The organism is Pedobacter xixiisoli (assembly GCF_900215335.1).
Taxonomy (GTDB): Bacteria; Bacteroidota; Bacteroidia; order Sphingobacteriales; family Sphingobacteriaceae; genus Pedobacter; species Pedobacter xixiisoli.
The window spans coordinates 687,446-712,125 of record NZ_OCMT01000003.1; the positions used below are offsets into that span (position 1 = coordinate 687,446).

25 protein-coding genes are annotated in these 24,680 nt (G+C 34.7%); all 25 read right to left on the reverse strand.

What is annotated here, in order from left to right; genetic code table 11:
- Positions 1-88 precede the first annotated feature (88 nt).
- The 25 genes from CRO54_RS15140 to CRO54_RS15265 all read right to left on the reverse strand — a co-directional run bounded on the left by CRO54_RS15140 (position 89) and on the right by CRO54_RS15265 (position 24,645).
- Entirely contained in the window at positions 89-1,306 is a 1,218-nt protein-coding gene (locus CRO54_RS15140) for a glycosyltransferase family protein (RefSeq protein WP_097132907.1), read from the reverse strand.
- Entirely contained in the window at positions 1,303-2,322 is a 1,020-nt protein-coding gene (locus tag CRO54_RS15145) for a glycosyltransferase (protein WP_097132908.1), read from the reverse strand. Before CRO54_RS15145 ends, CRO54_RS15140 begins: the two co-directional genes overlap by 4 nt.
- Positions 2,319-3,539, reverse strand: coding sequence for a glycosyltransferase (locus CRO54_RS15150; RefSeq protein ID WP_097132909.1), 1,221 nt, complete (start codon positions 3,537-3,539; stop codon positions 2,319-2,321). Before CRO54_RS15150 ends, CRO54_RS15145 begins: the two co-directional genes overlap by 4 nt.
- 2 nt (positions 3,540-3,541) lie before the next feature.
- Entirely contained in the window at positions 3,542-4,504 is a 963-nt protein-coding gene (locus CRO54_RS15155; protein ID WP_097132910.1) for a glycosyltransferase family 2 protein, read from the reverse strand.
- A 13-nt stretch (positions 4,505-4,517) separates the two neighbouring features.
- The gene (locus CRO54_RS15160) at positions 4,518-5,192 is read right to left on the reverse strand and encodes an FkbM family methyltransferase (protein WP_171047923.1); all 675 of its coding nucleotides are present in this window, start codon (positions 5,190-5,192) and stop codon (positions 4,518-4,520) included.
- Between the two features lie 24 nt (positions 5,193-5,216).
- A complete protein-coding gene (locus tag CRO54_RS15165) occupies positions 5,217-6,080 on the reverse strand; it encodes a glycosyltransferase family 2 protein (RefSeq protein ID WP_097132912.1) in 864 nt (287 codons plus the stop codon).
- 151 nt (positions 6,081-6,231) lie between these two features.
- Complete coding sequence (locus CRO54_RS15170; RefSeq protein WP_097132913.1) at positions 6,232-7,248, reverse strand: glycosyltransferase; 1,017 nt, start codon at positions 7,246-7,248, stop codon at positions 6,232-6,234.
- Entirely contained in the window at positions 7,239-8,201 is a 963-nt protein-coding gene (locus CRO54_RS15175; protein WP_097132914.1) for a glycosyltransferase family 10 domain-containing protein, read from the reverse strand. Before CRO54_RS15175 ends, CRO54_RS15170 begins: the two co-directional genes overlap by 10 nt.
- Before the next feature lie 149 nt (positions 8,202-8,350).
- Positions 8,351-9,622, reverse strand: coding sequence for a protoporphyrinogen/coproporphyrinogen oxidase (locus CRO54_RS15185; protein WP_205944001.1), 1,272 nt, complete (start codon positions 9,620-9,622; stop codon positions 8,351-8,353).
- A gap of 12 nt (positions 9,623-9,634) precedes the next feature.
- Positions 9,635-10,255, reverse strand: coding sequence for a hypothetical protein (locus CRO54_RS15190; protein WP_097132917.1), 621 nt, complete (start codon positions 10,253-10,255; stop codon positions 9,635-9,637).
- A complete protein-coding gene (locus tag CRO54_RS15195; RefSeq protein ID WP_097132918.1) occupies positions 10,248-11,156 on the reverse strand; it encodes a hypothetical protein in 909 nt (302 codons plus the stop codon). Before CRO54_RS15195 ends, CRO54_RS15190 begins: the two co-directional genes overlap by 8 nt.
- A gap of 1 nt (position 11,157) precedes the next feature.
- Positions 11,158-12,399 (reverse strand): ABC transporter ATP-binding protein, encoded by a 1,242-nt coding sequence (locus tag CRO54_RS21505; RefSeq protein ID WP_097132919.1) that lies wholly within the window; start codon positions 12,397-12,399, stop codon positions 11,158-11,160.
- 127 nt (positions 12,400-12,526) lie between these two features.
- On the reverse strand, positions 12,527-13,705 hold the full coding sequence (locus tag CRO54_RS15205; protein WP_097132920.1) for a glycosyltransferase family protein: 1,179 nt from the start codon (positions 13,703-13,705) through the stop codon (positions 12,527-12,529).
- Positions 13,698-14,837 (reverse strand): DegT/DnrJ/EryC1/StrS family aminotransferase, encoded by a 1,140-nt coding sequence (locus CRO54_RS15210; protein ID WP_218840074.1) that lies wholly within the window; start codon positions 14,835-14,837, stop codon positions 13,698-13,700. Before CRO54_RS15210 ends, CRO54_RS15205 begins: the two co-directional genes overlap by 8 nt.
- Positions 14,813-15,565: a class I SAM-dependent DNA methyltransferase gene (locus CRO54_RS15215; protein ID WP_097132921.1), complete on the reverse strand. Its 753-nt coding sequence runs from the start codon at positions 15,563-15,565 to the stop codon at positions 14,813-14,815. Before CRO54_RS15215 ends, CRO54_RS15210 begins: the two co-directional genes overlap by 25 nt.
- A gap of 11 nt (positions 15,566-15,576) precedes the next feature.
- A complete protein-coding gene (locus tag CRO54_RS15220; protein ID WP_097132922.1) occupies positions 15,577-15,984 on the reverse strand; it encodes a cupin domain-containing protein in 408 nt (135 codons plus the stop codon).
- Between the two features lie 43 nt (positions 15,985-16,027).
- Positions 16,028-17,047 (reverse strand): glycosyltransferase family 2 protein, encoded by a 1,020-nt coding sequence (locus tag CRO54_RS15225; protein WP_097132923.1) that lies wholly within the window; start codon positions 17,045-17,047, stop codon positions 16,028-16,030.
- A gap of 475 nt (positions 17,048-17,522) precedes the next feature.
- Positions 17,523-18,467: a glycosyltransferase family protein gene (locus CRO54_RS15230; RefSeq protein ID WP_097132924.1), complete on the reverse strand. Its 945-nt coding sequence runs from the start codon at positions 18,465-18,467 to the stop codon at positions 17,523-17,525.
- A 4-nt stretch (positions 18,468-18,471) separates the two neighbouring features.
- A complete protein-coding gene (locus CRO54_RS15235) occupies positions 18,472-19,305 on the reverse strand; it encodes an alpha-1,2-fucosyltransferase (protein WP_097132925.1) in 834 nt (277 codons plus the stop codon).
- On the reverse strand, positions 19,302-20,018 hold the full coding sequence (locus tag CRO54_RS15240; protein WP_218840075.1) for a DUF268 domain-containing protein: 717 nt from the start codon (positions 20,016-20,018) through the stop codon (positions 19,302-19,304). The genes CRO54_RS15235 and CRO54_RS15240 overlap by 4 nt, the downstream gene beginning before the upstream one ends.
- A gap of 58 nt (positions 20,019-20,076) precedes the next feature.
- Complete coding sequence (locus CRO54_RS15245; RefSeq protein ID WP_097132927.1) at positions 20,077-21,366, reverse strand: ABC transporter ATP-binding protein; 1,290 nt, start codon at positions 21,364-21,366, stop codon at positions 20,077-20,079.
- Between the two features lie 15 nt (positions 21,367-21,381).
- The gene (locus CRO54_RS15250; protein ID WP_097132928.1) at positions 21,382-22,164 is read right to left on the reverse strand and encodes a glycosyltransferase family 2 protein; all 783 of its coding nucleotides are present in this window, start codon (positions 22,162-22,164) and stop codon (positions 21,382-21,384) included.
- A complete protein-coding gene (locus CRO54_RS15255; RefSeq protein WP_097132929.1) occupies positions 22,152-22,940 on the reverse strand; it encodes a hypothetical protein in 789 nt (262 codons plus the stop codon). The genes CRO54_RS15250 and CRO54_RS15255 overlap by 13 nt, the downstream gene beginning before the upstream one ends.
- A gap of 2 nt (positions 22,941-22,942) precedes the next feature.
- On the reverse strand, positions 22,943-23,788 hold the full coding sequence (locus CRO54_RS15260) for a glycosyltransferase family 2 protein (RefSeq protein ID WP_097132930.1): 846 nt from the start codon (positions 23,786-23,788) through the stop codon (positions 22,943-22,945).
- Entirely contained in the window at positions 23,788-24,645 is an 858-nt protein-coding gene (locus CRO54_RS15265) for an ABC transporter permease (protein WP_097132931.1), read from the reverse strand. Before CRO54_RS15265 ends, CRO54_RS15260 begins: the two co-directional genes overlap by 1 nt.
- Between the last annotated feature and the right edge of the window lie 35 nt (positions 24,646-24,680).

Here is a 24,680-nt window from a genome sequence, read left to right on the forward strand (position 1 = left end):
TATTGGTTTAATATTGAAATGGTCGCTAATAATTAAGATAATCTCTGTTTTGTTCAGCAGCTAAATTGGAGGTTTGATTTACCAATAATCATTTGCTAAAAGTCTCATTAATAAGTGAGATGAATTTTTTGCATTCCAATTCCCAATTAAATCGAGTTTCGGCTATAGTGTACGCATTTCTCTTATATTGCTTTAAAAGCTTTTTGTCATCAATAAAACCTTGGATAATTTTGCTCAAGCTAATTACATCGCCTATACAGTAAGTAATACCAATATCAGAGTTTTCTTCAAAAAAAAGTCGTTGGGCTTGGGTTTCAGAAGCTATAACTGTTAATCCTACGCTTAGATAGGTAAATATCTTATTAGATAATGCTAAATCGTTGTTAAGATTAAAAGCAGGTTCTAGTGCTAAACCGATATCATGGTATTTGGCAATTTCAAATATTTCTTTGGGAGAAACGGGGGAAATAATTTCAAATTGATGATCTTGCAGTCCAAATTCTTTTACTATTTTTCTAAAATAACTAAAATTCTCACTACTTATCGATCCTAGCAATGTTAATTTGATATCATTTGAGGAACACAGCCCTATAGCTTCAATAACATCCTCAATACCTCTATTTGTTCCTATAGTCTGTGAGAACCAGAATAGTTTTAATGGATCAGTATTGTTTGCTAAAGTGGTATTTTTAAATTCTTTTTTTGAAAAAACATTATTGATAGTCGTAAACTTTTGGTTAGGGTAGAGATCTTGATAATGTTTCGTAATTAGTGAGCTTGCGGTTGTAACAAACCTGGCTTTAGGGAGGTATTCATTTTCTAATCGAATCTCTATATCTTGATCCCTGCAAGTTTGTGAATATTGTCCTCTATGAAAGTCTTCTGCATCAAATGAAAATGAACTTTGATTATGTTTTGCGGCCAAAGCAATAGGAACAAGTGCACCAAGATTGTGCGCTATATAATGATTGGCTTTTTCTTCTTTTAAGATTTTGACGAGTCTATCAAAAGTTTTGTTTCTAGATTTTGCTAAAGACAAGTTAAAATATTTACTGATTTTTTGATAAAATTTGAAAGTAATCTTATTTAGAATGAAAGTAATTTGATCTGTATAGGGTGCACCTCCAATCAGTTCATATTCCCACTTTACAGTTTCCAGTAATTGGCGATCCGTGTCAGCGGCCCAATCAGCCCAATAGGAATAATAAACCTTAACTGAATAACCTGCTTCAACCAATGCATTTGCTTCTTTTACCAAACGTGGATTTGTGCTGGGTTGGCCCGTAGTAGCTAAAACTATTCTCATTTGCTAATGAAATTTTTATATAGTTGCAAATATTGTTCAGCAATTACGTTACTCGAGAATCTTTTTTCTGTATCTATTCTAATCTGCCTTCTATCCAAAAGATGTATTTCATTTACATATCGGACTAAACCTTCAATCTCATCTGATTTGAAACCATTTAGGCCATCTGTAATAAATTCGTTAACAGCACCTTTACAAGTTCCAATAATAGGCGTGCCACAAGCAGAGGCTTCGGCCATGACTATACCAAAAGGTTCGTTCCACTGTATAGCCATAACGAAAGCTAATGCATGCCGTAGAAGATTATTCTTTTGTTCGTCGTTAACTGGACCAATATATTTTATTTGATCGCTTAAATGAGGTTCTACTTTTTCATTATAATACCATTGATATTCTTGAGGTATATTTCCGGCTATAACTAATTTTTTTCCAGTTTGCTGAGCTATAGTTATGGCATTGTGAGTACCTTTTATAGGTTCAATTCTACCGAGAAAGACTAGAGGCGCATCTTCATGGATCGCTTCATTAAAATGAAATGCAGCTAGAGGCACACCATTAAATACCTTGAAAGCGCTCGCAAACGGCTTAATCTGATCGGTAATGTAGTCACTACAGCCAGTAAACCATAAGTTTTTCGCAAAAGCTAGTTTTTTTGCTTTTATAATTTGGGAAATGGTAGGTTCTCTTTGATAAGACATGATACATTTAGCGCCAATAGGTAAAATCAAAGTTAAATAAGCAAGTCTAGAGAAGCTATGTACAATGTCATATTTATTTTTAAGATATTCTCTAGTAAGATATATCGTGTTTCTTAAAGTATCAATTTTTGAAAAAGAAGTTTTTCCTGGCCATACTTTTAATATGCAATCTTTTCTAGATTGATCATTAGCAAACAAGGTGATTTCATGTCCTTTTTCTTGATATTCAGTAATTAAAAAATCTACAATTCTTTCTATACCTCCGTAATGGATTGGAGGGACTGCAATTTCGGGGTCTACGGTTAAAGCAATTCTCATTCTTGATAAATTTCCTGCATTTTAAAAGCTATATGATCATTGGAATAGACTTCATCAGATGGGAGTTTCAAAGTAGGCTCATTTACTATCTTTTCTAGTAATGTGAGGAGGCTTTCTTCCGATGGCTCAAATAAGTAGCCATTTTTACCATTTGTGATTAGTTCTCTTTGTCCTCCCAAATTTGTAGCAATTACTGGTGTTTTGTAAGACAAAGATTCATAGATCACAAAAGGTCCGGTTTCAAAACATAATGAGGGAACGATTAAGTAATCTATGTTTGCAAAGAAAGATTTCATCTCCGATTCTTTCAAGTTGAATTGCCAAGTACAGCTGCCGATTTGTTCAGAATCTTTTTTTAGAATTTCGAAGTAGGATGTAAATTGTGGAGGAGGGTATACTGCCGCTATATGTAATGAGATCTTATGGGTTTCATTTAACTTTGATATTGCATTTATAAGTAAATGCAATCCTTTTATGGGGTCAATTCTTCCTAAATATCCTAATCTAGTTGTTGTAGAATTTTCTTTCCTGATTTCACTACTTTGAGCAGTTTGCCTGCATATCCTTATATGATTGGAATTTATTCCATTTTTGGTTAAAAATTCTTTTTGCCATTCAGAAACAGTTATAATCTTGGTTGTATTAGATTCAATTTCTTTAAATAGCTTTTTGCGTAATTTAACAGGGCTTATTGCGGAAAAAATATTAAAGAGAAATCTCGCTGAAAGTTTGATTGGATTTACTTCTGAGTTTTTAGCTATGCATAGGCCACACTTTAAAATAGAAACTTTACCATCGCAAGCTGTTTTTCCGTGAAACATTAAATCTCCACGCAAGCAAATATGGCCTGGAATATGCGAACTGAAATAGGTAGCAATTCCTTTCTTAAAGCAAATCTCAAAATGATAGGTATTGAAATTTGTGGTTAAGGTATGGAAATGAACAATATCAGGTTTTTGTATATCGATGAATTTTTCAAATTCTACCAAATTGTTAGGCGGAAATATGCCTCTGATAGTGTCCCTTCTATGATCTGAGTTGGGCTTTATATAAAAGATTTCTAAATCCTCATAAATTGCCGAGCTAGCGGTTTCGCTAATAGATAGTATAGATACTTTGTAATTTTGAGGAAGAAACTTAGCAAGTAAATAAATATACTTTTCAGTACCTCCAGCAGTATTCGGATAAAAGTAATCTGTGATTAAAAGGGTTTTCACTTTCAGATTGATAGAAGTTTAGAAGCCAACTTAAGACCTATTAATTTTGTTAATAAAAATGTCTTTCCATGTTTTAAAGTAAGATTAATCGGGCGTTCAGTTTTATGCAGTTCCTTTATAGTTTCATTAATAAATATTATATTTTTTATTTCACAACTTTTTAAGAATGTTAGCCATATTACACGAAAACTTATACTCCGATATTCTTGTATTTTTTCTAAACTATATTTTTTTTCAGCTAAATCAAAGCATAACTTATAATTATCTAAGTTAGATTTCCAGAATTCTAATTCATTAGAATTGGATAATGAATTAGGATTGTTGACGCGATAGAAAAATAATGGATCACTCTTAAAATAATAAAATCTCTCTTTTAAGGAAAATAATCTAATAGCCAAGTTAACATCTTCAATTAGTCTCATTTCTTCGTTAAATCCATTAATGTCAATAAAGTCTTGTTTAAGTATCAAACCGCTCATTAACGGAAAAAAATGAATTAGTATGTTAATTAATGTTGGCTCTTCTAAATTAGGTTGGTAAGCTTGAATTACTTCTAGATTTTGATAATCAGAATCGAATGTTACTCTTGCCCAGTCGGAGCAGACAAAGCTAGGGAAGTTTAAAGCTACAGCTTTTTGGTATTGAACTTTTATTTTTTCTGGTGTTATCCAGTCATCGGCGTCCAAAAATTGAATATATTTTGCTGTGGAAATATTTGCGCCAAAATTCCTGGAAAACGAAGGACCTCGGTTTACTTCATTTTGATAGAATTTGTACCTAGGATGGCTTTTTACCAATTTTGTTAGGTCGTCATTGGCTAATGATTTATCGTCAATTATTATAATTTCGCTAGCACTTAGATCATCATTATTTGATATGTAATTAAGTAAATTTGTTAGGTAAGAATATTGTTTATAATGTGTAATGATTATTGAAACATCTACATTTAAAGTTGAGTCTGGCATGACGTTTCTATATTTACGACTGAACTTGATGATCCATAAAGATGATGTTTCCTGCAAGCAGCCCCACAAGAGTATACGCCTGTGCCTTGTAACCTAACTTCTGCATAAATAAAACAATCTCGTCATCTTTAATATCAGTAATACTAGAATTTGTTTCTACTATAATAATTTTAGGACGATAAAGATTCCAATCATTTGACTTTAAAACAGCAAGGTCTGCCCCTTCAACGTCAACTGACATAAAGTCTATAGCTTTACCTTTCAGGTGTTTTGCGAATATAGTATCTAAACGATATTGCTGGATTGTGGTGATATTCTTTGTTAAGATACCTTCTAGTTCTGCCGTTTCCTTAAATGACGATACCGTTGTATTCATGGATGGATCTGACAACTCGAAAAATTCCACACTTTTATTCAGCTCTCCAACTGCACAATGTAAATTAATATCTTTTGAACGTACCTTATTTAATTTTTTTATGGACTGACTACTCGCATCTATGTTAATGCCGCTCCAGCCTTGCAAGTAAAATTTATACGTATTCGAGAATGTAATAGGATCAAAGGCACCCACATCAACGTAAAGTCCGTTGTTTTTAAAGCCTAAAATTTCTTCTATAAGAATATCTTCTCCACCTCTAGAGTAAGAAAGGCGGGGATAATTACCAAAAAAGCGGTTTTTTATTTTCAATAATATAGTGTGCCACATAATATGTTATCTAAAGAGGTCAAATAATATTTTTTTTAAAGTTGTTTTCTTTTTCATTTGTAATAAAAAAAAGATATAACAGCTTTTTGAGATTTTCATTTTGTTTAATGGTAAATTAAATTCATCAATGATGAAATTATTGTAAGCACGTAGCCGTATATCTTCTACAGCACTCTTTTTATATTCGTTTGAAGATAGATAATTTTCGAAAGCTTTTGAAAGTTGTTCTCCATAAGGAAGTATTTTGTTTGATTTTCTATAAACTGATTCGTGTTGGCGATAAGAAAAATAAGTTTTATTCAAATAACTATGTTTTGGAGCACTCAAAGCGAGCCTTACATAGTAATCGAATTCATCTATCGCATCAAATTGTTGATTCCATTGATGTGATGCCAAGTTTCTATTGAATATCACACAACCATTTAATGGAGCATACTCCATCCAACTTACACTAAGGTTTTTGTATCTGGGCTTAAAACTTTTTTTGCCCAATATTTTTCCGTTAACATCAACTAAATTTGCGTTGTACGAAACAATGTCGCATGTGGCTAACTCTTTGACAGCAGCTTCAATAGTATTTATGTTTATGTAATCATCAGCATCTAGAAACATTATATAGTCACCGGTGGCATGGTTTAAGCCGGTGTTACGAGCTGCACACGAACCGCTATTATTTTGGCTAAATAATTTGATTCGATTGTCTGTTTTCGACAAACTTTCAATGACAGTTTTTGAATTGTCTGTTGAACCGTCGTTTACGACAATAATTTCGACATTTTGATGAGTCTGCTTGAGACAAGAACCAATAGCTTCTGCAATATGCTGTTCGTTATTAAAACATGGCATGATTATACTTACGAGCTTAACCATTTTTTTTTAGCATTTTTTTATTATATCTCCAAAGATCCTGTTGAACCGCCGTTTTGACTTATTGCAGGCTTCAAACAGTGGGTAAAATACTTTTGCAAACCTTATACGTAATAACAAGGAACAATAATTGACACTATTGGATTTGACATTTCTATTTATTGACGCTCTTATACCAATTCGAACTACGTATTTTTTTTTTATTATTTTTTAATAATGATTTGTTTCTTAGTAAGAAAAAAATCAAATTTTTAATACAATTTTCATCTATGAGCTTATCATTGATCTCGGTTGGAATATGGTTAGAAAAAAACTTATTCATTCTGTAGCCTTTAGAAAAATAAGTATAAAACCAATACATAACCATATAAAGCCAAGAACTCTTTAACGTAGTTTTATTATTATTATACGCCTGTAAAATAGTTCCACTACAAGTAATGCTTGAGATAAGTTTATATAGATAGCTAGAGTTTAACCTATCTGCTGAAATAAAATGAAAGAATTCCAGTTTTGGCTCAAATTCTATTTTATATTTATGGTACTTTAATAAGATGCATATTTCAGAATCACCTCCCGACGATAAATTTGAAGCTTTTCTGTCTGTCGTAAGATGTTCAAAATCTGAAGAAAATATTTTAACTAATATATCTCTTCTGACAACCATGCCAGCTCCATAGACCTCGTTTAAATCATTTGTCTGATTGCCATTTATTTGAGGGCCTATAGCATAAAAAATTTCATACTTTTTAAACCAATCTGGCTCTGGGGTTTCGAATGCGGCAGTGCCGAGCCCGCCTAAGGCTCCGAGTTCGATATTGGTTGACATTCTAAAGTAAGCAGTCTGAATGTAATTTTCGCTAAGCCAATTATCATCGTCACAAAATATCAAGTATTCATATTGAGAATTAAAAATCCCTGTCCTACGAGCATGACTAAGTCCTGCATTTTTTTCATGTATTATTCGAAATCTGTCTAATAATACATTGTACTTCTCAATCTCTTTTAGTGCTGAATCAGTAGTCCCGTCAGAAGAATTATTATCAATTATAATTAATTCCCACGGGATGTGATTCGGAACTTGTTGAAGAGCTATATGTCTGATGGTTTGTGGTAAGCGAGGCGAACTGTTGTAGCAACACACTATAATTGAGATGCCTTTTTTTATTTCCATCTTCTTAAGGTTTTCTTTCCTAGAGCAAGTATTTTTTTAATGTGGTAGTAATCATCAAATCTTGATTGCTCAAAAACCACAACTCTCTCTTCTTTGAGAACGGATGGTGAAATTTCTGTTATAAAATTTCTGAGAGCTGAAAATAGATGATATTTACTTAGATATTTATTTTTCTCTTCTTTTATGATTTCAAGTTTATCGATATAAAGATCTTCCTCCAATATTCTTTCTATAGTTTCAATTGTCTTTTTATAATTATTTATATCAATAGTAATGTAAGAGTTTGGATTGAAATACTTGTCAATATCAGGGGCACCATAATAGATCGGTATAGTGTGAGCAAGGTAACATTCCGTGATTTTTTCAGTGAAATACCCATTTACTGCATTATTCTCAATAGCGATTGAGTACTTGTAAGGTGCAAGTGCGTCCCATTTGTTGACAACCGGATTAAAACCTCTACCATAAACATCTAGTCTATCTTTAAAATGACCAATTAGCCTATTGACTAATGCATACCGTAACTTATGACCAGGTAAATCTGTTAGATCAGAGCATACAACGGATATATTTTTATCTTTTTTAACGTAGTCAAGACTTAGGAGTTCTTCTATGGTTTTATGCAGATGCCAATGATTATATTCATGTATCTTAACAATATTTTTGTGAATGATGTCTTCTCTAACAGTTAATATTTTCGCAAACTGAGCTAGAAAATCTGGAGCGTAATTTTTTTGGTCATGAACTTCATCTGTCATGAAAAACACATTATCTCTGCTGCAAATTGCTGACTGCTTATTTGCATTTTTTGGGAGCCCCCCCCATACAATCCAGTAATCGCAATCTTGAACATCATTATCAATCTCAAATTTGAAGTCATGTATTGAAGGATGAATTTGGTCCTTCAAAAAGCTATGCCCCCAAGGAGTAGATATTTTAATAGTTTTTACCATAGATTAGAAGTTTATTCAGTATTTCTTTCCTAACAACAAGGCTCATACTTCTCCCATATATGGCATCCAACGTGAAAAATACTATATGTTGCTTTGCGTAATATTTTCTCTCTTGAGAATATGGGGCAACGGCGTTTGTGTATGGCCAATTAATTCTTCGTGTCATTATCCAAGTTTATAGTGTTGGCTAGTTCAAATGCAGCCTCAATTGCCTTATCCATATTGTAGTATTCCCACTCAGCAAAGCGGCCCAAAAGATATACTCCATACCTGCCTAATACATCTTTAGCTTTTTTAATTTCTGCTCTAGTTTTATCGTCTTGTATAACATAAGAATTAGGCTCGTAATTACTCAAGATAGCTTTTAAGTTGCCTGGTAACAAAGTGATTTCTTTCTCCATTTCATCTTCACTAACTTTTCCAGAAAATTCTACAACGCAAGTTTTTCTAATTGATCCACTGTTATTTGTTTTACTAAAATTTCCCGTATAAATAATGCGATGCGCTTTTGTAAAGTTTTCTGGTATGTAAAGCCAAGATATATCAGTTTCGTCTGTTTCACAGAATAAATTAGAAGTACCGTTAGATCGTAGTTGTTCTAGGTATTTTACGTCAACGTTATTTTCTTCAAGTATTTTTTTAATATTAGCAGGAAGTTTTCTAACATCACCACAATAAATCAATTTGTCAAAAAGTTGATTGTCAATCTTTAAATTTCCATTATTTATATCAACTTCAGAGATTTCAGTTCTGGTAGTAATACTTAGATTTTCTTTTAATCTGTCTACGATAAATTGAGAACCATTATTTTTTGGATAATAGAAATAAGAATGAACCATATTGTTTTCTTCTTCTCTGAAAATATTACTTTGTATTACTTCCTCTAAATTGGGCATAGGCAATTTGCCTTCTAGCCATTCCATAGAAACGCTATGAAGATCTATATTCCAGATTTTTTTATTGTAAGGTTCAAAATATTGTTGATACAAAGTTTTGCCAAAGTTCTTTTGAAGAAAAGTGCCAAAATCCGAATAATCTAATGGCGCTTTTTTTTCTTCTTTTTGTAACGTTAATAATTCATTAATAATTTTTTTAACAATCTCTGGGTCTAGGAGATACAGGTAATTTTCGATAGGATATCCTATAATTTTTCCATTAAAAAGGATTTTGGCTTTTCTTTTCGCTTGAACAAATTCATTCTCAATATCAAAAAATGACCAAAACCAATTTAATACTTTCTGATTTTTTGAATTAAATACATGTCCGCCAACTTTATGAAATAAACTTCCGTTTATTCTCTCGCATTTGACTAATCCACCTATTTTTTGATTTTTTTCGAAAACTGTAACTTGATGCTTTTGATTAAGCATATTAGCAATACTTAACCCTGATATTCCTGAACCTATTATTGCTACCTTCAAAATATAATTTGATTAAATTGACCAGAAAAGTTCTTCACACAATTGTATGTATTCATTACGAATGATATTGCCTTTAGAAAACCAGTCTATGTAACTTCTTAATTCTTCGCAAGGGAGTTTACTAATATCTTTGATATATAATACTTCTTGAGATTCCCACAATATTAAATTAATAGTAAGTAGTCCAAAGAAAGCTTGTTCCCATGTACTTGCATTTACGCTTTGCTTAATATTCGTGATCTTAGAATTTAGAGCAGAAGATCCAGGTGCAGCATTAACCATCGCCTCAATAATATCGAGGGTTTGAAGTTCGAAAATTTGTTTGGCTTTTGTTCCGTTTTTCTGTTTGTTGATTAAACACCATTCCCGAATTAAGAGTATCGTAAAACGATCCATCAACATACCAATAGAGTTTAATCCTTGCCATGAGTTGGTATTACCGGGTGTCGCTAATTTATCTAAAGATCTTATTTTATATAGTTCGTCTAGCTGACTAACTTTAATGTTATCAATCGCCGGTTTTAGGATATTTAATGCGTAACTTATCGGCTTAGGCTCTAACTCGATAGGCAATTTATCAAATAGGATTTGTGAATATTTCGCCAGAGAAATAAAATATTGTTTTTTAGTCATAGAAAATTGTTAAAATTTTTCGATATATATATTCATTATCTTTATCTAAGACCAGTTCAAAGGTGTTGGTTGGGGAAGCTAATCCCATTTTTATCAAACTGCAAGCATCTATCAATTTGCCCGAATGCCCCATTGTATCTGGATAAAGAATTATTTTTTTTGCAGTTGATGTAGCTATTAAATCTGTAAATCCGCTTCTTAAAGAAACTACATAATTAGCTTCATTACAGACATCCATGCTGTGTTGAAGTGGGAATTCGATAGTAGGATATAGTTGGTTTTTATCGCGAGAATTCATAAAAGTAGGTGTAAAACCATTTTTAGCTAGTTTATCAGCTAAGATCAGCCAAAAAATCGGGTCTAATGTCGAAATGCTATTTGCATTAGGACATAATAAAACCGTTTTACCTATTGTTAGATTACTTTTGACAAAGTAATCTTTAACTATATTACTTTTTATACGTGCAAATACTGGCTTAGATAGTGGTGCGTTAATATTAATGCCCAATAATATTTTATAGACATCCACTAGATTGATATCTTTAAACCCGAGTATTGTTTCAAATTTGCCACCATAAAGATCATTAGGATGAAGATTAATTGGTTGACCCTTTTTAAACTTGCCAAATTCATTAGATAATCCTTTATTATAGTTTTTTAATATTCTGGTTTCTATTTTTTTGTCAAATAGCCTTCCTATAAATTCTTGGTTAGGTTTGGTAAATACTAAAACTACATCGCCTTGCTTTTTTGTGAATTCTGAGATTATAGCGGAAACGATATAGGCATCTCCAATTCCGTAAGACAATACAAAATACCACTTGTCTTTGTTGAAATTTCCTCTTAGTAAGTACTGTCGCCAAATTAAGTACCGTCTTATTTTTTTTAATAATGATATCATGCTAACTTATCCATTTTAATGGAAACATCATAATACCTGGTCTGTTGTCAATAACCTCGTTAGAGTTTATCACTTCAAAATCAATAACATTTTTGAAATATTCTACTGTAGAGAATCCAGCTCCGTTAGAGCCAATATTGATATAATATGAACCTGGTCGAAGATTTTCGGGTAGTTTAATTCTAAAATGATTTAAACCTTGTTTATATGTTATCTTCCCAATATCGTAGTCATGCGAGCAAAAAAGCGAGTAGTCATTAAAAGATTTTATTTCAAATGCTAAGGTTTTGAGTTGGTGTATATCTTGTATATCTACTAGAATGTTTAAGTAGTTTTCTTGAGATACCTCTAGGTTGTTTATTATACTTTCACCATTCGAAATGTAAATCTTTCTAAAAGAAGCTATTTCATTACTTGTATCTTCTCGGTCCCATATCTTGCTTTTGAGTGCATTTCCAGTAATATATTTATTGATAACCTCTCCGCTCTTGCCTGTGGCTTCCACAGATCCATGATGTAATAATATACTGTCTCTGCACAAGTCCATTATACTTCCCATATTATGACTCACAAACAATACCGTTCTTCCTTCTCCTTTACTTACATCTCCCATTTTACCTAAGCATTTCTTTTGGAATTCAGCGTCGCCTACTGCTAATACTTCATCTACAATTAGAATTTCACTTTCTAAGTGAGCTGCTACTGCGAAAGCTAGTCTTACATACATTCCGCTAGAATAACGTTTTACGGGTGTGTCGATGTAACGCTCTACGCCAGCAAAGTCGACGATTTCATCGAATTTTCGAGTAATTTCCTTTTTCCGCATGCCCAATATAGCTCCATTGAGATAAATATTCTCTCGTCCAGTCAACTCAGGATGAAAACCCGTGCCCACTTCTAGTAGTGAGGCAATACGACCTTTTCCTTTAATGCGCCCAGAAGTGGGAGAGGTCACGCGACTTAATACTTTAAGCAACGTACTTTTGCCAGCTCCGTTACGACCAATAATGCCTATTGCATCGCCTTGCTCTATCTCGAAATTGATGTCTTTTAAGCTCCACACAATGTCCGAAGAACTTTTAGCAGTACGATCGTTTGTTTCGCCTATAAGTAAAAATGGATCTTCTTTACCACGGATACGGGCATACCAACGTTCCAAATCGCGGCTAATCGTACCAGTACCAATTTCACCTAATTGATAGGCTTTAGATAGGTTCTCGACTTTAATGGCAATATTGCTCATATTTATTTGTTCGGTTACAACTATAGGGTTTGAGTGTAGGGCAGAAGCTCTAATTATTAAGATTGTAGAGAACCATAATAATTAGTGTCAAATATATTATTTTATATGATATGGTATTAAAATAATATCACGATAAGAGTAGGAAATTATTGACATGTAATTCTGGATTTAACACCTCTTGGTAAAGTTGTTTTGCGTTGTTTTGCATAATTATTTCTTCTTTTTCCAAAACTTCTAAACCTTTTCTAATATCCTTGAAAGATTGCATCACATAACCAAAATTATATTTTTCTTTTAAAGTCCTGAAAATCTCATTATTGGTGGTTAAGGTAGGGATACCCAGCATCATTTGCGCATTGAATTTACCTGATGCTAGGCCGATGATTTCAAAATTCTTACCATCCATGCCCTTTGCACTTTTTGAATTGGGAATATAAGTGGCAAAGGCAGTATCGAATTGCTTTAGAAAATCATAATAGTTCACGTAGTCAATTTTTTGAACAATTAAAGTAACTGGTAAGCCTGCTGAAGCTAAATTTTTAATCTTTTCGACAATCGGGTTTTCAATTTCTGGAAAACGGTAATGTACTACTAATTGGTAATTTGGATGCCAATTCGTTTGTAGCTCTTCTAGTATATCTAAGATCCCTGCCCAAGCCATGATACTACCGGAGTAGATGATCGTTTTTTTCCCTTTTGGAGTTTGAACTGGACAATAAATTCCTTTACCCTGACTTTTTAAGATAGGCGCTACTGGTAGATAAACGACTTTTTTGAATTTACAGCCTTGATTTTCTTCCATAAACAGTGCATGTCGGTACTGATCTTGAATGAGTAAGGAATTTAAACCTTTCCGCAATAGGGCGATTTCTTCTTGTTTGATTTCTTTTTGTTCTGCATTACTCATCTCCTTTGCTACAAATATTTCGAAGGAAATGTAATTGAACCGATGGAGTTGTCGGGGAAATATCTTGTAAGCGGTTAAAAGCCCTTCTTGATCTACTACGATAATTTTAGTACGGCGAAATAGAAAGATCGTTTTAAACCAACATAATAATAAGGGCATTAAGGTGGCTTTGAAAAAAATCTTTGGTCTCCTTGCCATTCTAGGATAGAAACTGGGAAGTTTTTCAAAATGAATCTTTCCATCCAAATCGCCCATATATTCGGGTTTTTCATAGGTGAAAAGATGTACGCGATCTTTTCTTTCTAAATACTTTTCAATGAGCACAAGCATGCTGGCATTCGAAAAGATATCTCCATAGGGATGGAAGATTAAAACAGATCTTTGGGTAGATTTAGGCAAAATATTTTTCTATTTGGTACACTACTTTTTCTAATTGTTCTTGGCTGGTACCCAAACCACTAGGAATGTAAAAACCACATCTGGCTAATTTCTCGGCAATTGGGTGCTGTTCATTTTGGAAGAAACCTTTCTTTAAGAACACAGGTTGTTCATGCATGGCCCAGAAAAAAGGGCGTGTGCCAATTTTTTGTTCGTTTAAATGCTTTACCAATGCTTCTTTTTCAGTTTCTGAGGGCGCTACAATACCAAACACCCAATAAAGATTTTGACTGGCGTCGGTCTGTATTACAGGTAACTGATAACCTTTCTCTTTTAAGAAGGCCAACTTTTGCTGATAGAAATTGCCCATGCTTCGCTTGATTGTTAAGAAATGTTCGATTTGTTCTAATTGGGCTACAGCTAAAGCAGCTTGTAAGTTGCTTATTCGGTAATTCCAGCCAATTTCGTGGTGTACAAATCGAGGTTGATTAGGTTCAAAACAAAGATTTCTAAGTTTTCTACAACGTTCTGCCAGGGCCTTATCATCTGTTAAAACCATACCACCTTCACCAGAAGTTATGTTTTTATTAGCATAGAAACTGAACGTGCTGATGTCACCGAAACTGCCACAAGATTTTCCTTTATAAGTTTGTCCGTGCAATTGTGCGGCATCTTCAATAATTTTGAGCTTATACTTTTTGGCTAATGCAATAATGGGATCCATATCTACAGGGATACCGTAAATATGTACCACAACGATTGCCTTAGTACGTGAAGTGATTTTTGCTTCTACTAGCTTAACGTCCATATTCCAGGTATGTGGGTCGCTATCTACCAAAACTGGTGTAGCACCTAGCGCTGTCACAGATTGAGCAGGAGAGATAATGGTAAAGGTTGGCATAATTACTTCATCTCCAGCTTGGATTTCTAAGGCTTTGAGTGCAATATCTAATGCTGCAGAGCCATTGGAAACAGCAATGCCAAAGTTACGATGACAGTATTTGCTAAATTCTTGCTCAAATTTCGCTACAAAAGGGCCATCACTAGATATCCATCCGGTAGTTACACATTCTGTTAGGTATTTTAATTCGTTACCCGCTAGCAAGGGTGTATTTACAGGTATTACCATTAGATTTTCTTTAGGATATAACATACTCCCCAAGTATCTTCCGAAGGTGCTTTTCCCGTTAAAAACTCTTCTGATGATAACAATTCAAAATTAGTTAGTTTAGCTAAGAGCTCAATTTCTGGCGTGCTGAAGTGTCGCATGTTATGGGTTTCGGTAAGGCGGTCAGTCTCGTCAGTTTCAAAACTTTTGATTAAGATTTCATAATTGACCTCTACCATATTTTTACTGATGTGCATTGTAGACTCTGCAATTCTGACAATACTAACTTCGCCTTGTTCTAGGCGCTTCACACGGGTTTCTGGCTTTTGATGATACACGGCGGGTGAGTACCAAACATCAAAAATAAATAAGCCTCCTTGATGAAGATGCTGGTTGATATTTTGAAAAGCTTCGATGAGTGATTGGTTGTCGTTGAGATAGCTGATCACATGGAAAAGAGACAAAGCGATATCGAATTTAGTCTCACTTTTGAAACTTCTGATATCCGCGTTTTGAAAACTAAGCCCTGTTTTAGCTTCACGATTAGCGATATTGAACATTTTCTCGCTTATCTCGATGCCATGAACGTTATATCCTTTTTGGTGCAAAAGTTTAGCATGCACACCAGTTCCAGAACCCAAATCGACCACTGTTTTGGCATCGGGATGTAAAGTTTTGATTTGTTTGTCTAGGTAGACAACTTCATCTTCGTAAGGTTTTGATTGATAAAACAGGTCATAATATTCACCAATCTTTTCAAAATTTAATGCCATTTTATCATATTTTAAACGGAGCTATTTAAAAATTCTTTGTCATCTTCCTGACTATATGGACCCTGTTTTACTTCAATCATTTCGGTATCTTCCATCATTTCAAAGCCATGCCCGCCGTCGGCCAATAGTATAACGTCGCCAGCTTCTAAAATTGTACTGGTAAAATAGGCTTTGGTTGGGCTGTAAAAATCTATTTTTACTTTTCCCGACTTAATGAACAAAACTTCTTGAGTTTGCATCACCATTCTTTCTACCTTTTTATGCTTGTGCGGCGCAATTATATAACCTTTAGAGCGGTTCATGTAAGCCAGTTGCTGTGAGTAGTTTGGTGGTGTAAAAAATTCGATGCCTTCGTTCTTGTAATTAGATCTGATGATGATAGCTAATTGATGGTTTTCATAGGAAATGTTTTCAATCATAGGGTTTCAGAAATAAAAAGTAAATTCATAGATGAGTGATAATCTAATTTATCAATGATGTTTGGTTAGGGAGTTTGTAATCCCAGTAGCTGTCTCTTAACACCCAGTCTTTTACAGACTGATTGGATAAGAATTTTTGTTGATGGAATTGATAACCCTCTAGTTGAGATATTCTTAGTTCTTCTTGTATAACCTCGATATGAATAGGAACTTCTCGTTTTTGTTTTTTTAAAAAGATATGCTTTATCCATCTATAGTATGGATGTAAGCGATCTCTAATTGAACGCTTATATTCAATAGCCGGATTTCTCAATGCAGTAAATGAATTACAAACGCCTTGGTAGAAAGCCCTTTTTTTAAAATAATCTACTGTTAATCTGGTTGCGGGTACGAAATGATAGAGTTTTAGTGTCGGAATATATTTTGCCATCATAGCCTTGTCTCTAGCTTTTAAAGTTAGTCCAGTTTCACCGTCTCCTTGAAATTCCTGAAGTTCACTAGGCATGCAATCGGGATGAAATCCACCGCATTCAATTAGACTTTTTTTTCGAATACAAAAATTTAATCCCCAAACGAAATTTGGATCAATAGTAACTTCGTTAGTTCCAAAATCTAATAGACTTAGCCAAGAGCAATGATTAAAAGAATTATTGCTCTCCCAAAAATAGGTAAGCCATTCCGGTGGACTAACTTCGTAATTCGGCAGGGATGGCCCAGTAGCCAAATGTAGAGAGGGCTGTTTCTCAAACGATTTGATTAAATTACTTGCATAATGTTTATCCAAAATTACATCATCGTCTATAAAACATAAAATCTCACCTTTTGAAAGTTTCACACCACAATGTCTTCCTGTAAGTAGGCCGGGGACAGCATCGTACATGTAGATGAGATTTTGAATGCGACTCAAGTGGAAGTCGACAATATCTTTTGTATTATCATTTGAACCATTATCAATTACAATAACTTCGAACGCTTCTTGTATAATTTGATCAGCAATACTTTGCAATGTATGGCTTAACAATTGACTTCTATTATATGTCGGAATAATGATAGACAGTTTCATGTTAATTAACAGTGATTGAATCTTGTAAATGTAAAGTTGCTTCGAAATGATGTAACATTTCTCTAATACTGAAATAACCTTCTCCTACGGAAGTTATTTGCATACCCTTTTTGAGTAGATATTTTTGAAGTGTTTTTTTGAGAAGTTGTTTCATGGGAGGTCGTGAATCTTTAGATGGAAGAATTGACAGCGACACTTTTGCCGTTGTTATTTCATTCATTTATTTCTTACAGATATCGAGAGAAAACATTTAAGCTTTCATATGCTTCTGAATGAAGCAATATCAAGAAATAACTAGATTGTTGAGATTTTTTTCAATTTTAGAACGTTTTTCGGTGATAGATTAGATAATATGTAAAACAAATTTACAACTATAATGTTTAATACGAAAGTATAACTTTGCTTAACCTTTTATTGTAACAAAAAAAATACATTTTTTGCGATGATTTTTGAAATTTTTGATTATTTTCTAATGTCATTTTAATCTTTCGAATTTTTCCAGCGTAATTGCTTTGTGAACCCTAAGCCAATGTCGAAAAGCTTGATAGCCTTTAAAATTACCTAGTGTAAGGAAACGCATAAAGTACTTGAGGGCGTATTTATTTTCTTGAACTTCTACTCGATAAATATTGGTAGTGTTGGCGAGTGTTACGTCAAAAAGCTTTAGGTCGTCGTTACCACAATGCATTCCCGATGCATCTAATCCAATTTGGGCAGATAATGCCTGTTTAGGATAAAGACATAGGCCTTGGTGAAGGAAAATACTAGCATGCCAATTCACTGCCCAGGTTTTGGTTTTGTTTTCGATATTAAGTTTTAGGTCCTTAATTACCGATAACCTGTTGTTCATCGTAAATTTATTGAATGCTTTTTCCTTTTTCAAACGAAGATATAGCTCATTGCTATCTGTTACATTTTTTTTCCAAGCTCTTGCCCAAGTTGCCCAGCCCCAACAACTCATGCAACGAAGAAAATAAGTATCAGGTAGTTTTTCCGCACCAATGCCTACAGGAACAAAACTGCTAATGTGCATTGCTTTTTCATCATCTCGATAAAGCTCTAATGCTTGGTTCATGTAATTGAGGAAATAAGGCGATACTTCTACATCGTCTTCCAGTACGATTACACGACCGTGCTTGTCGATAATTTTTCCAACTCCGCTTAGTATCGAAGCAGCCAATCCTATATTTTTTTCTTGTGAAACGATATGTATTTCCTTACACCAATCCTTACTTTTTATCGCTTGCCTTGTTTCTGTAATTTTTGCTAGTTGCTCTTCGGTAGCATTAGGTTTTGCTCCGTCAGCAAAAATATACAAGGCGGATTGTTGGGCTAATGGATTTTTGCTCAGCGCTTCTAGCACTTTTAAAGTGTGCTGTGGTCTGTTGTAAACAAAAAGTACAATTGGTGCTAATTCCATTTGATTAAATCAGTTGCCAGTTGCTGCACAGTATAGAATTTGGATACACTTCCGATTGACCCAGCCATAGTGCAGGAGCTATAGTTTGTGCATTATTTTTGTTTAAATAAGCACCCCACCAGCTAAAAGAACTATTGGAAAGTATATTGATATCCGCATTGATTAAAAACTGTAAGTCGATGATTTCGCTTGCGGAAGAAATATGTTGAGGTGTAATGTCGGCAAATTCTTTCGCTACAAAATCTCGGTCATCCGTAATAAATACATAAAAATTATTGGGATGATGGATTTTTGCAATAGCTTGGTGGTAATAGCTGCTAGTTAATTGCCAGTTCGCTGTTAAATAGTCGCCACGACGTACATGTATAGTCACCATGGTTTTCTCTTTAACTAGCTGCTTAACATATTGCTTAAATAGCTTGATATATTTTGGTTTGATGGACAACAAGTTTTTGAGTGCTTGTTTTTCTGTTTCAAAATATTTTTCTGATTGAAAAAAACCTTCGAACAAAGTCTGTTCTTTAATCTTTAAGCACTCGGCTTTTGGAAACTGCTTTCCATCTATTAGCGTTGTACTTAATTGATATCGACGTTTTAAACTTTCAAAAAACTGAATTTTTGGTTTCTCTAGTAGACGTTTGATGCCGCTAAGATTAAAGATGAATCGTCTAAAAATGGCAATGGGCTTTTCTTTGATCTCGAAATAGCGGGAGACCAGAAAACGATCAATACTTTCGTCGAGGTAAAATGTGGTGCCAAGCTTAGCTGCTGCGGTATAGATAAACGCATATTGAAATAACTGATTGCCCAAGCGGCCATGTAATTTTACGCCAATCATTTACTAAACCAAAAACAGCCGCAACCCCAATATTGTTGGTCTGCAAATTCTTTACTGGCATTTTCTATCAAGCCGAAGGGTTCAAAATCATCAGGTATAAGGCTAAATTCTTTCAAATGCAGATCTTTAAAATAGCTTGTTATTTGATCGTAGCTATAAATACGATGGGCGTTAAATTCTAGTCGAGGTTTTCCAATTGGTACAACTATTAGCAAATGACCATCTTTCGCTAAAACTCTTACTAGCTCATTCATTGCTTTTAGGTCTCCGTTGTAATCGATTTCGTCTCCATATCTACCTAAGCCTATATGTTCAATGGTATGCATACAAGATAGAGAGGGTACACTATTGTTGGCAAATGGAAGGTTTAATAAGTTAGCCTGCCTACAGTTTAAATTAGATAACTTTAAATTTGCTGGCCTAAAGTCGTAAAAATCTGTTGGTACAAAGGCCGAAATCATGGTGCAGAACCTTAATGAAGAAGAAATATCAACATGTTTATGTGGCTTTATTTTCGCTATTATCCTTGCAGCCCAAGCTGGATGATAGGTATAATGTGGCTCGAAAGGAGTGAGGGTAGTTTTATCGCCAACATAAGGGAGCCATTTGTCTTGGCTATGGTCAAATCTTGCTGTGCCAGATTGTTTTTTAAAGGCCAGATAATCCGCTTTAATCTCTTGCAGTGCTTTTCTGTCTTGAACTTTCGTTTTCAAGATTTCTACTATTCGTTTAGCTTTTCTAAAAGGCCAAAATGGATTGAATATTGACATTTTATATTCTTTCGAAATCTAGAACGGGTGCTAATAAACCTGGTCTGGCATCATTCCAGATAGGTGAATTACTTAAACCGCCCAATATTTTTAAATGGATGGATGGGCCTGCATTTGGGGCAACCAGCCATTTGATATAGTGCAAACTTGCCAAAGGTCTAATCCGATAGCTGCCTTGGTTAAGCATATGTTGTGGTAGCCAGATGATAATTTGGTTCGTGCCTATTTCTGGTTGTAACCATTCAACTTTCGACTTGTCTGTTTGGTAAGACCAATAAAGTAAGGTTTCGTGCTGGTCGTAAAATGCAATGCCGTAGCAAAAATCTGCATTAAGCTCGTTGGTATTAAACTTAAGGCAGACTCCGGTTTTGGCATCGTTTCTGGCTACACCTGTATCATTCATTTCTTTATGCTCATTTACTATGTAGAAACTGAGCAAATCGAAAAACTGACTGCTAAATTTTTCAGAGCTTTTATGCCAAACAGATTGTTGGTTTTCTTCGTTGTTGATGTAGCGGTTGATGATTTGTTGGGCGTCTCCATGTTGTATTAATTGGCCATTACGCAGTAAGATTGCCTTATTGCAAAGCTCTGCAATGCTGCCCATATTATGACTCACAAACAATACCGTTCTGCCTTCACCTTTGCTAATTTCTCCCATTTTCCCAAGGCATTTTTGCTGGAATTCGGCATCGCCTACGGCCAATACTTCGTCGATGACTAATATTTCGCTATCTAGATAGGCTGCCACTGCAAATGCCAAACGCACATACATGCCGCTAGAGTATCGTTTTACGGGCGTATCTATGTAACGTTCTACGCCAGCAAAATCTACAATCTCATCAAATTTTTTGGTGATTTCTTTTCTACGCATGCCTAAAATGGCACCGTTTAAGTAGATGTTTTCTCTGCCAGTAAGCTCGGGATGGAAACCTGTACCTACTTCTAATAAAGATGCAATACGGCCTTTACCTATAATGCGGCCAGAGGTAGGGGAGGTTACCCTACTTAATATTTTTAGCAGTGTACTTTTGCCTGCACCATTTGGACCAATAATACCTACTGCATCTCCTTGCTCAATTTCAAAATTGATGTCTTTGAGACTCCAAGAAATATCGCTATTGCCTTTGATGTTGCGGTTATTGGTTTCGCCAATACGCAGAAATGGGTCTTCTTTGCCTCTCAAACGAGCATACCAGCGTTCTAGGTCGCGACTAATGGTGCCAGTGCCTATTTCGCCCAATTGGTAGGCTTTGCTCAGGTTTTCGACTTTAATAATGGTGTTGCTCATTGGTAGATTTTGCAACTAATGTGTACGGATTTTGCTCAACAATTTTTCCATGAATCGATAGGGTCGTGTATTTACTTTTCTTAATGATTTCATATCACTGGCAATGAAGCTTAGCTCATTTTGATACACTCTTTTCACTTCTTCGGCATGTTGTGCGTTACCATTTGAAGAAACACCATCTAAAAAGAAGGTAGAGAGTATCATGTCAATATATTGAAAAGTATACCCAGCTAAAAATGCCTTTACAAAAAAGAGCCAATCTGAGATGATATGATAGTCTTCGGAATAGCCGCCCATGGTATTAAACACGGTTCGCTTAATTAAGGATGCTGGGTGTCCGATAAAAGAGCCTGTAAAATAGGTTAGTGTTAAATGATTTGGGCATTGATGGATGCGTTCAGTATCGTTCTCCAAATCAGCCAGTAATAAATTGGTGTAATATATGTCGCTATCAGATTTTTGCATCATTTGTGCAACCAGTTTGGATAGCGACTCGTCGTTATGCAAAATGTCACCACTATTTAAAAACAATAAGTAATCGCCATTTGCTGCTTTAGCCCCTTTGTTCATAGCGTTGAACACTCCGTTGTCAGGTTCACTTATATCGTAATTAATATAATCTTGATAGTTTTTAACAACTTCTAAACTTCCATCAGTTGAGCCGCCATCTATAACGATATATTCAAAATCTTTCCAGCTTTGCTTAATTACGCTCTCAATGGTTTTTTGTAAGCCATTTTTACTGTTGTAATTGATGGAAATGATCGTTAATAGAGACATGTTTTTTACGGTTTCCATTCTGGGACGAACAAATTGGCCACTTTAGCAAAACAATAGCCCAAAAAGCCTTTACTTCTCCAATGGTGTGCCCTCAACGCTTTCCAATGGTAATCTCGTCTATTGTTTTCATCAAAAATTTCGCCGATAAAATGCCAGTTCTCTCTTGGATAACTTATTTTCTGGCAGTAATCAACCTTGTTGATGTTATAATCATCGTAGTAAGAGAGGTTATTGGCACAAAGTGGATATATTTTACTCATTAAAAAATCCTGATCTGCTCCCCATGCTTGCTTATCCTTGTTTTTATATTCAACTAACCATGTTCTAATAAGTTGGCTGATGTTAAGTTGGTCAACGTTTTTAGCTGCCCAAAGTCCGCCCATTAAAAAAGGATTGCCATGAGAACCGGGATGGTCCTTTATCATTAAAAATGAAGTAGGTTCTTTTTCCCAAGCTTCTATAATGGTTTTCTCCCGGTAATTTAACCTGCTGTCGGTATCTCTGGATAACATTAAACCAACTTCTGGTAACTCTATCGCTGTAAATCTCCACATCATTGGCGGAATATCGGAGTTTTCCATGTTCAACAATCGTACGTTTTTGCCTTTTTCCAATTGCTGGATGTAAGTTATTGGTACAGTTTGATTATAGAAGAAATAACAGTAAAAATCGGGAAAGAATTGCTCCGCTAACTTAACATTTTCTAGTGCACCTACTAAGTATTTTTTGTTTTGACCATATAGGCTAAATGAAATACACTTTATCTTTTCTACTGTTGCTGAATAACTACGCAAATTTAAATGCCTTTAATGAAAATCCTCGGGTCATAGATGAAGGCTTTCCATAGTTTAGGAATCAGATTTATAGGTTGCTTCTTTAACGTTTCTGCTAATTCCAATCTATAAGCCGTTCGTTTGTTTCGAGCTATCAACGCTTTTATCTTAGTCGCAATGTTGAGGTGCTTATCTAAACATTGCGTTAAAAATCGTATAATTTCTTCGTATTTGGTTTGTTGTAAATTGGCTGTTTTAGCCGATGCATGAACTCTGAAAAAAGCGACTGGTTTGTTAATCAGTTCTACTTTATAACCAGAAGATAACAATCGATAAAATAGTTCTAAATCTAGGCAGAAATGATATTGCTCATTGATTAAAATAGGCTGCTCGCTTTTAGACCAAAACGTTCCTGGTTGTCCAAACAATCCAATATTTAAAATCAGATTTTCTATGGTTGGCGGCTGTATCACTTCTCTAAGCATTGCAGTTTGTTTATTGCTGCCTTCTAACCAATTGCCGGTAATAATTTGATTTTTGTCTTTACAGTAGACATTTGCTATTGCCTCAAGAACATTTGGCATCAGTAAATCATCACTGTTTAAGTAAGTTAGAAGGTCGCCATCTGCAATTGCAAAGCCTTTGTTAATAGCATGGCTTTGGCCATTGTCTTTTTCGCTAACCCAATAATGTATGTGCTTTTCATATTGCTTGATTATCGCTACAGAATTGTCGACACTTCCACCATCAATTACAATTAATTGCAAGTTAGGATACCGCTGGTCTATTACAGAAACCAACGTTTCCTCTAGGTACTTGCCCTGATTATAGCTTGGTATAACAATACTTATTTTGGGTATTAAGGGCATTAAACAGTATCTACAAAGTTCTTTTCTACTTTATTGAATACAACTATACCAATCAACAAAATTACCAAAGTAACGCCTGTAGTATAGCCCAAAGCTCCCCAGCTGAAAGTGCCGTTTCCTAAAAATCCGTACCTGAAGGTTTCAATAAGTGGAGTCATAGGATTGTATTCTATGATCCAAGAATAAGAGGGATAGTTTTCTAAGGCTGTGCTTAATGGATAAATTACGGTAGTGGCATACATTAATAGTTGCACGCCAAAAGTAACTAAGAATGCTAAATCTCGGTATTTGGTGGTCATGGCAGAAATAAGCATTCCAGCGCCTAAACCTAAAAGTGCCATTAATACAACTATAAGAGGGAAAAGTGAAATTGCCCATGTGATATTGAAATCAGCTTTTGCAATGAAATAATAGTATCCCATTACAATAATAAACAGAAGGAATTGGACACCAAATCTTACCAAATTACTGACTACGATACTTAAAGGCATGATTAATCTAGGAAAATACACCTTGCCGAAGATGTTAGCATTGTCTTTAAATACGGTTGATGTTTTGGTTAGACAATCGGCGAAGTAGTTCCAGGCAGTGATTCCGGCCATATAGAATAAAGGTTGTGGAAGCCCATCTGTACTAATTCCAGCAAGGTTGCCGAAAACGAAAGTGAAAATCATTGTTGTTAAAAGCGGCTGTATAAAGAACCACAACGGGCCTAAAATGGTTTGCTTGTAGAACGACACAAAATCTCTTCTAACTAGGAGCCAAAGCAAATCTCTGTAGGCCCAGGTATCTTTTAGCTTTAGGTCTAGTAACGAGCTTTGAGGTTCTATACTCCAGTCGTATTGTTGATTATTCATAATTTAAAGGTGTCAGGTATCGGGAGTTAAATGCT